The 14,539-nt window shown below is 44.3% G+C and carries 11 protein-coding genes; 5 read left to right on the forward strand and 6 right to left on the reverse strand.

Going from position 1 to position 14,539, the window contains the following annotated elements; all coding sequences use genetic code 11:
* Nucleotides 1-20 precede the first annotated feature (20 nt).
* From ACYFDN_RS04680 to ACYFDN_RS04690, 3 genes are all read right to left on the reverse strand, one after another.
* Nucleotides 21-3,176: an efflux RND transporter permease subunit gene (locus ACYFDN_RS04680; protein WP_483510138.1), complete on the reverse strand. Its 3,156-nt coding sequence runs from the start codon at nt 3,174-3,176 to the stop codon at nt 21-23.
* 1 nt (nt 3,177) lies between these two features.
* On the reverse strand, nt 3,178-4,260 hold the full coding sequence (locus tag ACYFDN_RS04685; protein WP_483510139.1) for an efflux RND transporter periplasmic adaptor subunit: 1,083 nt from the start codon (nt 4,258-4,260) through the stop codon (nt 3,178-3,180).
* A 209-nt stretch (nt 4,261-4,469) separates the two neighbouring features.
* Entirely contained in the window at nt 4,470-5,666 is a 1,197-nt protein-coding gene (locus tag ACYFDN_RS04690; protein ID WP_483510140.1) for an MFS transporter, read from the reverse strand.
* A 213-nt stretch (nt 5,667-5,879) separates the two neighbouring features.
* Between ACYFDN_RS04690 and ACYFDN_RS04695 the strand changes: the two genes are divergently transcribed.
* The gene (locus ACYFDN_RS04695; protein ID WP_483510141.1) at nt 5,880-6,770 is read left to right on the forward strand and encodes a LysR substrate-binding domain-containing protein; all 891 of its coding nucleotides are present in this window, start codon (nt 5,880-5,882) and stop codon (nt 6,768-6,770) included.
* A gap of 71 nt (nt 6,771-6,841) precedes the next feature.
* On the forward strand, nt 6,842-7,228 hold the full coding sequence (locus ACYFDN_RS04700; protein WP_483510142.1) for a carboxymuconolactone decarboxylase family protein: 387 nt from the start codon (nt 6,842-6,844) through the stop codon (nt 7,226-7,228).
* A 10-nt stretch (nt 7,229-7,238) separates the two neighbouring features.
* Here ACYFDN_RS04700 and ACYFDN_RS04705 read toward each other — a convergent pair whose 3' ends face one another.
* Nucleotides 7,239-8,036: a helix-turn-helix domain-containing protein gene (locus ACYFDN_RS04705; RefSeq protein ID WP_483510475.1), complete on the reverse strand. Its 798-nt coding sequence runs from the start codon at nt 8,034-8,036 to the stop codon at nt 7,239-7,241.
* Nucleotides 8,023-8,481: a carboxymuconolactone decarboxylase family protein gene (locus ACYFDN_RS04710; protein ID WP_483510143.1), complete on the reverse strand. Its 459-nt coding sequence runs from the start codon at nt 8,479-8,481 to the stop codon at nt 8,023-8,025. The genes ACYFDN_RS04705 and ACYFDN_RS04710 overlap by 14 nt, the downstream gene beginning before the upstream one ends.
* A gap of 184 nt (nt 8,482-8,665) precedes the next feature.
* Here ACYFDN_RS04710 and ACYFDN_RS04715 point away from each other — a divergent pair, with 184 nt between their 5' ends.
* Both ACYFDN_RS04715 and ACYFDN_RS04720 read left to right on the forward strand, forming a co-directional pair.
* Nucleotides 8,666-8,833: a hypothetical protein gene (locus ACYFDN_RS04715; protein WP_016403059.1), complete on the forward strand. Its 168-nt coding sequence runs from the start codon at nt 8,666-8,668 to the stop codon at nt 8,831-8,833.
* Nucleotide 8,834: 1 nt separating this feature from the next.
* Nucleotides 8,835-9,266, forward strand: coding sequence for a hypothetical protein (locus ACYFDN_RS04720; protein ID WP_221077016.1), 432 nt, complete (start codon nt 8,835-8,837; stop codon nt 9,264-9,266).
* Here the strand turns inward: ACYFDN_RS04720 and ACYFDN_RS04725 are convergent.
* Entirely contained in the window at nt 9,222-9,602 is a 381-nt protein-coding gene (locus ACYFDN_RS04725) for a hypothetical protein (protein ID WP_483510144.1), read from the reverse strand. The two genes, ACYFDN_RS04720 and ACYFDN_RS04725, sit on opposite strands and share 45 nt — an antisense overlap.
* Nucleotides 9,603-10,397: 795 nt before the next feature.
* Here ACYFDN_RS04725 and ACYFDN_RS04730 point away from each other — a divergent pair.
* A complete protein-coding gene (locus ACYFDN_RS04730; protein WP_483510145.1) occupies nt 10,398-14,399 on the forward strand; it encodes a carbohydrate-binding protein in 4,002 nt (1,333 codons plus the stop codon).
* Nucleotides 14,400-14,539: the final 140 nt, after the last annotated feature.

A 14,539-nucleotide genomic window follows, 5' to 3' on the forward strand; every position in this document is an offset into this window, starting at 1 on the left:
ATATCATTCAGCAGTTTTAACTAGTCATTGCTTGCTGGGAAAGTAGCAATTAATAACTCAGGCTCTGGTTGTTTCTTGCTAGAAAAACGCTCGCGTAAAGTTTGGAACAACACAAAAAACGCTGGAACAAACAAACAGCCAAGCACCGTAGCTGCCAGCATTCCACCAAACGACGCCATACCAATTGCTTGCATCGCCGCAGCCCCAGCTGAAGATGCTAGCATTAACGGCACTACTCCTAGTATGAAGGAGAATGCTGTCATCAACACTGCACGAAAACGCAATTTAGCTGCTGCAACGCCAGCTTCTACAATGCTATAACCTTTTTGTTCTCGTAATTGCTTAGCAAACTCCACAATAAGAATAGCGTTACGGCTTGCCATACCTATAAGCAGCATAATGGCGATTTGCGAGTACAGGTTGATGGTTGTGCCGCTAAGTAAAACCGCTGACAAAACACCAAATACCGCAGTGGGCACTGCTAGCAAAATAGCTAATGGCGTTAACCAAGATTCATACTGAGCAACCAAAAACAAGTAAGTGAATAACATGGCAAAAGCAAACGCAATGAGGCTAGCGTTACCTGCTTGCTGTTCTTGTAAGGTTAAACCGGTCCATTCATAACTAAACCCTGTAGGTAAAACCTCAATAGCAAGCTGTTCCATTGCCGCAATGGCTTGACCTGAGCTGTACCCTGGCATGGTAATACCATTAATTGTGGTGCTGCCTGATACGTTGTAGCGAACCAAAGAACTAGGGTTAAGCACCGTACGAACCGATACCAAGTTGCTTAATCGCACCATCTCGCCTTGGCTAGAGCGAACATAAAGATTCGATAAATCATCGATTTGTTGTCTAGAGTCTGCTTCGGCCTGCAGCATTACTCGGTAGTTTCTTCCACCTTTAGTAAAGTCGTTAATGTAACTTCCACCGTATTGCACGTTAAGGGTATTTACTATGTCACCAAACGCAACACCCATAGCAGCAGCCCGCTCTTCGTTAATATCGAGGTACAAATTAGGCATACTGATGCTAAAAGTAGAAAAGGCCGAGGCAATCTCTTCACGCTGATTAGCTTTTTCGAGTAACTGTTCGAGTACCTCAGCAGTTTTTTCTGGGCCCTTGCCCATTTCATCTTTAAGCACAAATTCAAAACCATTTACCATACCTAGCGCAGGAATGGCCGGTAAGCCAAATGCAAAACCCACACCTTCCGGTAAAGCATCAATGGCAGCTTGTACTCGTGCAATAACCAGATCTTGATGTTGTTGCTTATCTGAACGCTGGTCCCAGTGTTTTAGACTGAACACCAACAAAGCAGAGTTTGAGTTACTCGACTCGTTTAATAAGTTGTAACCAGCGGCAGAAAACGCCATCTCAATATCGGGATCATCTGCTAATGACTCCACCAATAACTTAGTCATGTCGCGCGTGCGATTAAGCGCAGCCCCTTCCGGCAAATCAACCACCGCAAAAAAGGTTCCTTGGTCTTCATCGGGTAAGAAGCCACCGGGTAAACTAGCACCTAAATAAGCGCTAGCCCCCAAAAACACCGAGAACAACAACACCGCAATACCTACTCGACGACACAACACGGCTACGCCTTTACCAAACATATCGGTAAAACGTTCAAAGCCGCGGTTAAATGCTTGAAAGAAACGGTTTGGTTTAAGGTCTCGATTCATTAACATCACGCATAGTGCTGGCGTTAAGGTCATCGCAACCAAGGTGGAGATAACTACAGAAACTGAAATGGCGATGCCAAACTCAGCATAAATAATCCCCACCATGCCTGGCATCACAAGCGTTGGACCAAACACCGCTAACAGCACAGCAGCTGCAGCAATACATGGACCAATCACTTCCTTCATGGCTATTTCTACACACTCTTTCACTGGTTTTGTGGTTTCGTGCAGCAAGCGCTCCACGTTTTCAATCACCACGATGGCAGCGTCAACCACCACACCTATCGCTAACACTAAACCAAATAAGCTAATGGTATTAATGGTTGAACCAAATGCTTTCATCACTGCAAACGTTGCTATAAGAGAAACGGGAATGGCAATCGCAGGAATTAATGTAGCTTGCCAAGTTTGCAAGAATAAATAGGTCACCAAGGTAACTAAGATTAATGCAATAACCAGTGTTTCTTGTACGTTATAGATGGAAACATCGATAAATTCGGTAGCATCATAAGGCAAGGAAAACACCATGCCATTTGGCAAACTTTGCTCAAGTTTAGCCATTGCGGCTCGTACATCCTCGGCTACTTGCATGGCGTTGGCAGTTGGATCTTGGTAGATCATCATAGCAACCGACTCTTGGTTGTTTAGATAGGTATCGACCAAATACTTTTGCGCGCCCAGCTCAATACGAGCAACATCTTTTAAGCGTACTAAAGTGCCATCGGGATAGGCTTTAACTCGAATGTTACCAAAGGCCTGCTCGTTGGCTAATCGTCCTCGAACTTGCACAGTATATTGCCAATCATTATTTCCGGTTACCGGCTCGGCGCCTACACTACCCGCGCCACGCACAGCATTTTGATCGGCAATAGCAGCAGAGATGTCATTAACAGTTAAATCTAAGGCCTGTAAACGCTCTGGCTCAAGCCATACTCGCATGGCATATTCTTTTTCACCTAGGGGCGTTACTTTACTTACGCCTTTAATTCTGGATAAAGTTTCTCGCACAATGCCAGTTAAGTAATAGCTTAACTCCAAGGTGTCGTGAGCACCGGTCTGAGAGTTTAGGCTTGCAATCATTAGCATCGAAGGGCTCAGCTTTTCTACATAAATACCACTGCGCTTAACCTCATCGGGTAGTAAGGGCTGAGCCGCATTTACCCGATTTTGTACCAAGGTAGCCGCTCTGTCTGCGTCAAAACCAGTCTCAAAGGTTACGTTCAAGTTGTATGAACCGTCATTGGAAGAAGTTGATTTCATGTAAATCATTCCTTCAACCCCGTTCACTTCTTTCTCTATTACCGAGGCAACGGTATCGTTCACAACACTAGAATTAGCGCCGTTGTATTGGGTGAATACGTTGATCATAGGCGGTGCAACATCGGGATACTGCCCTACCGGCATAGTGTAAGCCGCTAAGGCGCCTAACACGCTCATGATCACCGATAGAACGATGGCGGTTTTAGGGCGCGAAATAAAGAACTTAACCATACTAACCTCGCTGTCTTACTAGGCTGCCATCACTTAGCTTTTGCTGGCCTCTAGAGACCACAACATTGCCATCTTCTAAGCCCGTTAATACTTCAGTTTGATTACCCAACTGAACGCCCAACTCTACTGGCTGTAATTTTGCCTTGCCTCCGCTTACCTTATAGACAGCAGGCCCATTAGCGGTTTGCACTAATGCTCTGCTGGGGATCACAATCGCTTGTTTCACTTCACGCAATACCACTTCTACAAATTGGCCAACAAATACACTGTCGTCATTGGCAAATTTAAAACCTACTGCTAGTGCGCCAGTAGCCGGGTTAATTTGATTGTCGATAAAATCAAGTTCACCAGATAATGGGTATTTGCTGCCATCTAAAAATCTCGCCAACACTTCAAACTGGGAGCTACCATCGCGGTATTGCTGAATAGCTTTTAGAACTGTTTTCTCATCAATACTCACAGTGACTTTAAAGTTACTGTCATCAACGATAGAAGCTAACACCTGGCCTACCCCAACCGTATCACCCGGGCTAAATTGAGTTTGGCTAATACGCCCAGAACGCGTAGCTTTAATCTCGGTTCTGCTTAACAAAAGCTCTGCATCGTCTACTTGCTTAGCAATGGCTTTAAGGCTGGCTTGATTAACCAAAAACTTGGTTTCGATATCTTCTAGTTCCTGCTTGGAGATGGCATCGCCTAGTTGCTTAGCGCGTTGTAGGCTTTTAAGTGCAGAATTGTATTTGGCCGAAACGTTAACCAAATTAGCTTGCAAACTGGCTAGGTTAAGCTCAAATTCCAGAGGGTCTAGACTAAATAATAATTGGCCTTGTTCGACAAAATCCCCAGCTTGAAAATGCTTATCAAGTAAGGTTGAGGTAACTCTGGATATCACCCTCACTTCTTCATTTGCCAATACTGTGGTTGTGTACACTTCTTCAAAGGTAAGTTGCTGTTGAGCAGCGCTGGCGAGATCTACGGCGACAGTAGCAGTGGTTTGACTTGGCTTAGCGTCTGATGTGTTAGATGTTTCGCAAGCACTGATAAATACACTGGCCAATAACAAACTAACTAGTCTTATTTTCATGTTTTGCCCTTATTCGTTGTTTTGTCCTTAGCGTTTTTGCAATTGGTTAGTCATCCTTGTTTGCTTATGGTAAACCGCTATCGTTAACAACTAGAATTAGCACCTATTAGTTTTGCTTAAAGCTTTTTCCCTAACCAATGGCCAGTCAATACCACCGCGTGAAACAACAAAAAAAGGAGCCAATAGGCTCCTTAGGATTCAAAAATGGTTTATGCCGCTTGGCAAAGCTCAGATTTAGCAGATTGCTTTTGTTTGTTATCCAAGGCTGCACTTAAACGGGTTAGCAATAAGGCGCCAACAACAATCAATGCTCCAGCCCAAGGAGTATGTTCTACCCCAGCATTGGCAACTATCATTCCGCCGCCCCAAGCGCCTATAGCAATGCCTACGTTAAACGCGGCAATGTTTAAACCGGAGGCTACATCCACCGCATTGGGCGTATATTGCTCGGCTAACTTCACCACATAAACCTGTAAGCCTGGCACATTGCCAAAGGCAAAAGCCCCCCACACTAGAATGGTTAAAACAGCGGTAATAGGGTTAACCGCGGTAAAGTTGAATACCAACAGTACTGAGGCTAAACCTAAGAATATCCAGCTTAGTGCTTTAGTTGGGCCTAAACGGTCAGCCATTTTTCCACCCCAAATGTTACCAAAAGCGACCGACACTCCATACACCAACATAATCAAGCTAATAGCGCTGGCGTTAAATCCACTTACGTCCTGCAAGATAGACGCTAAAAAGGTAAACGCAGTAAACGAACCACCGTAACCTATAGCTGTTATTGCATATACCAACAGCAATCGAGGCTCTGTTAATACTTTGACCTGCTCTGATATTTTGGTGGCAGGCGCTTGCTTCAAATTACTAGGCACCAAAACAGCGCTGCCAATAAGTGCAATTAAGCCCAAAATCGCTACTACCAAAAATGTGGTTTCCCAACCAAAATGTTGGCCAATGTAGGTACCCAAAGGCACACCAGTAACAAGCGCTACCGTTAGACCGGTAAACATAATGGCTATAGCGCTAGCGGCTTTTTGTTTTGCTACTAAACCCGTTGCGATGGTCGAACCTATAGAAAAGAACACGCCATGGGCTAAACCTGTAAGAATTCGCGCACCCACTAGGGTTTCATAACTCGGAGCCTGCCAAGCTAATAAATTGCCCGCGACAAATAAACTCATCACCGCAAGCAGCACTTGTTTGCGTGGCCACTTGCCAGTTAATGCGGTTAACACAGGGGCACCAACCGCAACACCTAAGGCATACAAGCTCACTAACAATCCAGCAGAAGGTAAAGAAACCGCTAAGTCTTGGGCCATAGTAGGAATCAACCCCACTATCACAAACTCGGTGGTTCCAATGGCAAAGGCACTTAAAGTAAGTGCAAATAAAGCTAAAGGCATAACAGTAATCTCTCGTCATCGATTAGGTTGTTGCGCCGTGCAACAGTTGATGGCAAGCATTATTAGTTAATTAGCTTTTGTCAAAAATGGCAGTATCAACAAAATACTTTTGTAGAAAATGTAAGTAAAAAAGCGATAAATCTAAGAAAACTTTTGTAATAAACACTAGTATTAAGCATTCACTTTTGTTGATTTCTTCGCAAAGAGTTGCTGATGTTTAACCTAAAAAATCGTTCTGATGATCTTGAAATTTTGTTGGCTGTAGTTGATAGCGGAGGCTTCTCAGCTGCCGCAGATGCCTTAGATATACAAGTCGCTAAGGTATCTAGAGCGGTTAGCAAAATAGAAAAGCAACTAGGCATTACTATTCTTAACCGAACCACCAGACGGGTGGTACAAACCGACGAAGGCCGTCAGTTTATAGAAGCAGTACGAATTGGATTAAGCCAAATTCAACAAGCTGAAGAAGATATTATTAGTAAGGGTGAATTGCCTCAAGGTAGGCTGCGAGTTGATGCGGCAAGCCCGTTTGTCATTCATCAACTGGTTCCCCTAATAAATGATTTTAAACTCGCCTTCCCTAATATAGAACTAGAGCTAAATACCAACGACGGCTTTGTAGACTTACTGGAGAAGAAAACCGATTTAGCGATCCGCATAGGTACATTAGCAGACTCCACCCTGCACGCTCGGCCCATCGGCGTGAGTAATTTGTATATTGTCGCCTCTCCAGCTTATCTCGAAAAACGTGGCGCGCCCCTGCACGTTGCGCAATTACACGAACATGAGTTAATCGGCTTTAGCGGAGCTAAGGTGCTAAACCATTGGCCATTAAAAGGGTTTAAATCGATGAAACCTGCTATTACTGCTAGTAGCGGAGAAACCATTCGCCAATTAGCGTTAAGTGGCAACGGCATTGCGTGTTTGTCGGGATTTATGGTTAAACACGATATCGAACAAGGAACGCTAATGAGTTTGTTCCCGGCCTTGTTGATGGAAGAAACTAATCAGCGACAAATTAATGCTGTGTACTACCGTTCATCTAAAGTCGCCCGACGTATCACCGCGTTCATTGATTTTATTAAACCTCGATTAAACTTGTAAGTTACGGCTTGACTTGGAGCTAGCTCCAAGGTCTAGGCTTGTGACTTAGCCTTAGATTAATGGAGTGATCAATGGAACAAACAAGATACCAACGTGGCTTTGATAAGCTAAGCGAAATAGACGGCGAAGCAGGCCACAATGTGATCAATAGCCTCGCCAGTATTTGCCCAGATCTGGCCAAATTCATCATAGAGTTTCCCTTTGGCGACATATACAGCCGCGAGGATCTAGATCTTAAATCACGAGAGATAGCAACGGTATCAGCACTAACCGCAATGGGCAATTGTGCCCCCCAATTGGCGGTACATATTCACGGCGCACTTAATGTAGGCTGTAGCCCAAAAGAGGTGACTGAAGTGATTTTGCAAATGGCAGTATATGCAGGGTTTCCAGCTGCTATTAACGGCATGTTAGTCGCAAAACAAGTTTTTGAAGAGCGTGGGATCATTACTCCTTAATAAGCATTTTTTACAACAGTTTTAGGTACTGTTTTGGAGTGATTTTGCCAATGGTTTTACACTCTCGTGTCATATGAGCTTGGTCGGAAAAGCCCTGATTAACAGCAAGCGCAGCCAGCTCTATATCTGGCTGCGTTTTTAAGGCCATAAAAGTATTTTTTACTCTCATGGTTCGCTGCCATTGTTTAGGCGTCATGCCGGTTAACGCTTTAAACTGGCGTTCTAGTTGCCGCTGGCTAAGCGCTAATTCATCAGACACCAAACCTATCTCTTGAGCATGTTCTACCAACTCAATGGCGTCTTTAAACAATTGTGGTGGGCAATTATGTATGCCTAGATGCTGTTGTAACCACTTATACATTAATACTATCCGTGCATTATGGCCGCTAGTTGTCATTAAGCTTTGATGTAGTTGCTGCAATTTTTTCAGCAATGAAGCGTCGATATCCTCGGCGTCACGTTTAACTAGTTTGCCAAAGAACCCAACACTTACACCAGGATTAAAGCGAAAGCCCGCTAGCTGGGTATCCGCTGACAAGGTGATGCTTCGCGCAGTGATGTTCACTGGTAACACAATCACCCCAGAAGAATAAGACTTACCTTCAAGCCTTATTGGTGGGCCTAAGTTAAACAGCACCCCGCTACAGCCGTCGGCATGCAGCCAACGGGTAAGCGGTGCTCGCTGCTGCGCCTCAACGGAAGCAGACCACAGGCCTTGTATGGCTTGAGCTAGCTGTCCTTTTGGCTTAAATAAACTAAACAGAAACTGCTGCTCTAGCTGGTGGATAATTTGCTTAGCTGGGTTTATAACTGCCTACCTCGGGTTTAAAGGTGATTGCAATTCTATTCCAACTGTTGATGGCATTAATTGCAATGCTTAAATCCACCAATGCCTTTGCGCCAAAGGCGTCTAGCGCTTTTTGGTAAAGCTCATCGTCTAAGCCTGTACATGCCGTTAAGCGTTCGGCACATTCTAAAGCCAGCCGTTCATTTACCGAGTAATACGGGGCTTCTCGCCATGCACTTAAGCTAATTAAACGCTGCCAACTTTCGCCTGCACTCTCAGCATCTTTACTATGCATATCAATACAAAATGCGCATTGGTTAATTTGTGATACCCGCAACTTAACCAGCTCTAATAGCTTCATGCCAAGCGCCTGCTGCTCTGAAAACTGGCTTTTTAGATACTCTTCTTGCTCGAACAAAATCTGCATAGCCTTTGGTGCTTCTGCAAAGTAATTAACTTTAGTCATGCTTAACCTCTCTTCAATAATGAAAAGCCAGCTTAATTAAACCTTGCTTCCAATTATTGAAGATTTTCGACATCACACAACCGTATTGCGTTTGCTATTAGGTAAACTTAAAGGTGCTAATTGGCTATATTTTAGACTTCACCGCAAAATTGTCTCACTACCTATTAGCAGCGAGACAATCACCATGAAAACTTATAAAACAGCCTTACTATCTGCGTTTATTTGCACCTTAATGCTTAGCCAAACTGCTAGTGCACATATCGTAGAAATCGACATCTACAAAGATGGTATTGAATATGAGTGCCTACAAGATACGGATACAGGCAAAATCTTTAACTGCGAGCGTGATTAAGATGAACAGATATCAATTAGCCATTATTGGCCTGCTAGTATCAACCAGCGCTTTTGCCAACATTGAAAACTTAGCTGAACATTGGCAAGTAGCTAGCAACAACAACGCCGCTGTATTAAGCCAAGATCAAGGTTACATCGCAGAGTTTAGTTTCGCTGATGGCGGCGTCATTATATCTAGCACCATTAATGGCAGTTGCACCAGCACCCAACAGCAACATCATGTGGCCGGTAAATTGGTCACTTTTGAGTTAAAGCAACACAATAAGCACTGTTCATTAATCCCTAAAAAGATTAAAGATAAAGCGATTGTTAACTCCTCGTTTAACCGCTTAAAAACAGTGAGCTTTAACAATGCTAGCTTTACCACTAAAGGCTTCCATGATGCGTTAATCCAAGCTGAAAAAATCCGCTTCACTGGCAAAAATAGTTAAACAGAGCCAATCGCAAACCTGCTCGAGCAACTGCATTTTAACTACCTTAAATTCCGGTAAATAGGACTGCATGTTTTGCTCTGGGCTGGGTGGTAAAACGTGGCCCTGAACAACTACTGGATTTCGGTAACCTTCGAGCTGGTATTGGCCTTGTACATCAGCACTAGACCACATCCAAAACAGTTCACCTTGGCAGCTTTCGAACAAAGAAGTTTCGAAGCCGTATACCCAGTAACCCTGCATCGTTTGATTAGGGTATTGCGCAGCGCGATTTGAGCAAGAAAATAGGCTTACCAAGAGAAACGTGGCCAAAACCACTCGAAATACAATAGTCACCCTACTTCTCTCCTTTTTCTCTACCTTACACCTATGCAGTGTCGCCGCAGCATAGTTTAAATCATTAACAAGCTTGTTGATAAGCCTTTAAAAACACTGGTTAAATATCAAACTTCCCATGCAAACCAACTGCATATTTTCAAATGAATCAACAATGGCAGGTAGTATAAATATCGAACAATAAAATCACTCAGCCATTAGTGGATACACTGTTGGCTTTATCGCCACCACTATCAATAAGATGCATTTAAATAATATGAAACAATGAGTTAAAAGAATGACAAATCCGACCAGTATAGCGCACGACTTTTAGTTAAATCCTGCCATGAAACAACATCAGTACAATTTTTGAGCTGCCGCACAAATCACCAAAGCAAGTATTTATTCATCCTCTCGAAATAAATATTGATCAACCAATTGTGATCAACCTCTAAATTTTGGATAACCAATAATGCTATTTATTTGCCTACCAACCCGATTATTGGTCAACCTATTGGCGTTATTTAGGGAAACCAATTAACCACAAGGAGGACGGTATTTCTTGAATCGCTTAACCAAGGGAGTGGCAACAAGTGGTCAGTATCAAAAATAGCGCAATCATATTATTTAAGCTCAACAGCTTAAGTACTTGGCTGCTATCAAGTACTACCAAGTAAACCACTTCATTCGTTTAAGCACAGAACAACTTATTAAGGGAACCAAAATTGGTATACCAAATTTTGAGCATATCGCGTTTAGATAATCGAGAAGTAACAAACGCAAATAAATAACTAGGATATAAACATAGGAAGTTTTATGACTATCAAGGCAAAGAAAATGGCTCCGCTCTGCTTTGCTGTCAGTTCAATACTGAGCATAGGTGTATGTTCAGCAGCAGCTGGCGAAGCAATACGCGTAGAGGCCGAAGATTTCGTGATGATTGGCGGAACCTTCGATGACGGCCAAATTGCAGCAGTAAGCACCTATACAGTAAATGGTGCGACTGCAATAAACTTTGTAAACAAAGGCGACTACCTAGACTATCAGGTAAATATCGCTGAAGCCGGTACCTACAACATCGAATACTTAATTGGCACCGATATAGCAAACGGTGCAGAAATTGAAGTATTAGTAAAAAGTGGTGCCGCTTGGGTTTCTCAAGGAAGAACGACTGTGCCAGCAGCTGGCTGGGACAATTTTCAATTACTCGCCCCTACTCATACGGTACAGCTACCTAGTGGCCAGGTGGATATTCGAATAGCTGCCTCTGGCGCCAATGACTGGCAATGGAACTTAGACTACTTCACGCTGCAAAAAGTTGGCGATGAACCGGTAGATCCTGAACCGCCAGTGGTGTTGCCACCAGCAGCACTGATTACCCAAGCCACCAGCTTTACTGGTAGTGGTGGTACTTTTGCCGATGGTCAACCTTCTCCTGTAAGTACTTATACAGCTAATGGTGTAAGTGCGATTAATTACATTAACAAGGGCGACTACGTAGATTACGACCTAAACATTGCAGAGTCTGGTGATTACAGCATTGAATACTTAATTGCTACAGCGCTAGATGCAGGCGTAGAAATTGAAGTATTGCTAAATATCGGTAACGGTTGGGCGTCTGTAGGTAAGTCTTCGGTAGCTGCAGGTGGCTGGGACAATTTCCAGTCTCTCAAACCAAGTTATTTATTGTCGATTCCTAGTGGTTCAGTGCAATTGCGCTTAAATGCTTCAGGAACCAATGACTGGCAGTGGAACCTAGCCAGCTTCGCCTTATTACGTGAAGGTGATTATACGGAGCCAACTGACCCTACAGACCCAACCGATCCAACGGACCCAACTGATCCCACGGACCCAACCGATCCTACAGACCCAACCGATCCGCCTGTAGTGATACCACCAGGCAATGGCACCGACCCTGTTGAAGTAGAAGGCAGCTTTACCTTAGAAGCAGAAAACTACCAAGCAGTAGGTGGCGAAGTAGGTATTTATGATATCGATAACGGTAAAGCCGTTAATTACTTTAACTCTGGCGATTACTTAGAGTTTTACGTCAAACTTGAAACCGGTGGTTTATACAACGCCAGTTACCGAGTTGCCACAGGCACTTTAAGTGATACAGCGGTGGGCCTAATGCTTACTGATCACAATGGCCAATTAGCAGTTAAAAATGTAACAACCGTTAATAGTGTTGGCGGCGACTGGGACGTGTTCTACACCCAACCAGGCAATGGTAGATTCAACATCTTTAGTGGCACTAACACTATCCGTATTTACGGCGCTGGTTCAGCTGACTTTCAGTTCAACATCGATAGTATTAGCTTTAGCCGTGTAGGCAATGTTGACCTAGCTATCGACGGTGACAATGACGGTGTTCCCGACGTAGATGACCTTTGTGCTAGCAGCCCTAGTGACGAAGTTGCAGATGCAAACGGTTGTACGCCATCACAAAAAGACAGCGACGAAGACGGCATCAATGATCGCATAGATCAATGCCCTAACACACCACCAGGCGCCTTTGTAGATGACATTGGCTGTACTAGCACTGGCGGTGACGACGATGATTTTGATGGAGTACCAAACACCATTGATCAATGTCCAAACACACCATTTGGTCAAAATGTAACACCAACAGGTTGTCCCGTTGCAGGCAGTGATGCCGACGAAGATGGCGTAGCCGACAGTGTGGATATTTGCCCCAATACACCTATCGACGAGTTTGCTAACGCAGAAGGTTGCTCAAGTTCGCAACTAAGCAACGGCGAAACTGTATCAGTAAGTGTAAACGCCAATATCATGCATGAAGTGAACGGTGTATCTGACTTTGGCCGTAGCCGCCATATGACAATGCACAGTACCATCTTTGAGCAAGATTGGAATGGCCACAGTGACCGTTTGAACTACATCCTAAATACGCTAGACGTATACATGGGCCGTGACAACGGAACAGCAACTTGGCGCTTCAAAGAAACCGCTCAAGATCCAAATGTAGCTAATACGCCAGATATGGACTGGATGGTTAATCGCGGTAAAGTACTGCGCGAAGATTACGCTAACAACGAGTTCTACAAGCGTTTCTCACCAGAAAAAACCGAGTTAATTGCAGGTACTAACCCGCACCCTACCTACCCCACCTTAAGCTGGTACGACAACGGTATGACGTCTACCGGTTGGCAGCCAAAAACTATTGAGACCTCAGCAAAATGGATGGGTCATTACCTAGCCAACTACTACGCTAACTCTCAAAACGGAAACGTTGGTGAGCCGATGCCTAAGTTCTGGGAAGTAATTAACGAACCCGACATGTTGATGAAAACCGGTCAGTTCATGGTTACCAACCAAGAAGACATTTGGCGCTACCACTCTTTGGTTGCTCAAGAAATCAGACAAGCACTGGGTGACGAAGCACCGATGATTGGCGGTATGACCTGGGGTCAACACGACTTCTATCGCCGTGATGGTATCTCCCGTCACCAAGACGACTACCTATGTGCTTGGGTAGACGAAGAAGCCTGTGCAATGTTCACCGAAGCAATGCAAACCACAGTAGACGATACTCGCGAAAGCGATTGGTATCAGTGGGATGTTATGTGGCGTGGCTTTATGGAAGAAGCGGGTGCAGATATGGACTTCTACGCTGTACATATCTACGACTGGCCAAGTAAAGACCTAAATGGACAAGCAGGTACGGTTCGCCGTGGCGGCCATGTGCAAGCCATGTTAGACATGATGGAGTGGTCTGACGTTAACCTTGGTGGTTTAGAAAACCGTAAACCAATTGTTATGTCTGAGTACGGCGCTGTACAAGGTGCTTGGGACGAACTTCCTCACGAAGAACGTTACGACATCGAGAACTTAAAAGCCTTTAACGGCATGTTAATGCAGTTCTTACAACGTCCAGACTACGTGATTAAGTCTATGCCGTTTACGCCAGCGAAACCATTGTGGGGCTACAAGCCTGCGGGTTGTGGTTACGATGCAACAGTTAACTGTACAGCACCTTACCACTACTCAATGATAATGGAGTCAGAGCTAAACAACGGTGATTGGCAGTGGTCTTCTTACATTAAGTTCTTTGAACTTTGGGCAGACGTAGATGGAACACGTGTTGACGCTCACTCAAGCGATCCTGATGTTCAAGTTAATGCTTATGTAGACGGAAAAGAGTTGTTTGTAATCATCAACAACCTAGAAGATTACGACACGACCGTTAACCTAAACGTTGCAGGTTTAACTGGCCTAAATGTTAGCAATGTTGAACTACGTCAAATGTACTTTGACGGTGTAGAGCATACCAAGCTTGAACGCCGCCATAAGAAACAGCTTCCTTCTAGCCTAACCTTAGCAGCTGATGGAACCGCAGTTCTACGCTACACCTTAAGCAACAACGTTGCCGTTAACCAAAAAGTAACTGAACACAAATACTTTGGCGAAAGTGTTAGTGGCGGCTCGGTACCACATCGCATAAGCGTAAATGGTGGTGCTAAAACCGTTAAGGTTAACAACCTTGTAGTACCTAATGGCGCTGCAGAAGCAATGCTACGGTTAACTGTAGCCTTGTTCCCAGACCAAGATGATAAAGAAGGCGGATTGCTTACTATTAACTCACTAACGGTTAATGGTAACGACGTAACTACACCTATCGATTGGCGCGGCCCAGCTAAGTACTCTTCTGACCGTTACTTTGCAACGTTAGAAATTCCTGTACCGGTAGAGTACCTCTCTACCAACAACACCGTAGATGTTGATTTCAAACATAACGGTGAGCTAACGGTTGCCAGCATAGTGGTTTGGGACTTCTCCGCCCCGCCACAACGCTAATGCCTTAGCAATTTCTTGGCCCTAGCACCAAGACCGTAAGCAAAAGCGCCACTTCCCCTGAGTGGCGCTTTTTTTAAATCGTTATTTACACAGCCAAAGTACTTATTTCTCTTTATTAGATTAGCGCTTACAATAAAAAT

The sequence above is a fragment of the Agarivorans sp. D1326 genome, assembly GCF_056958115.1.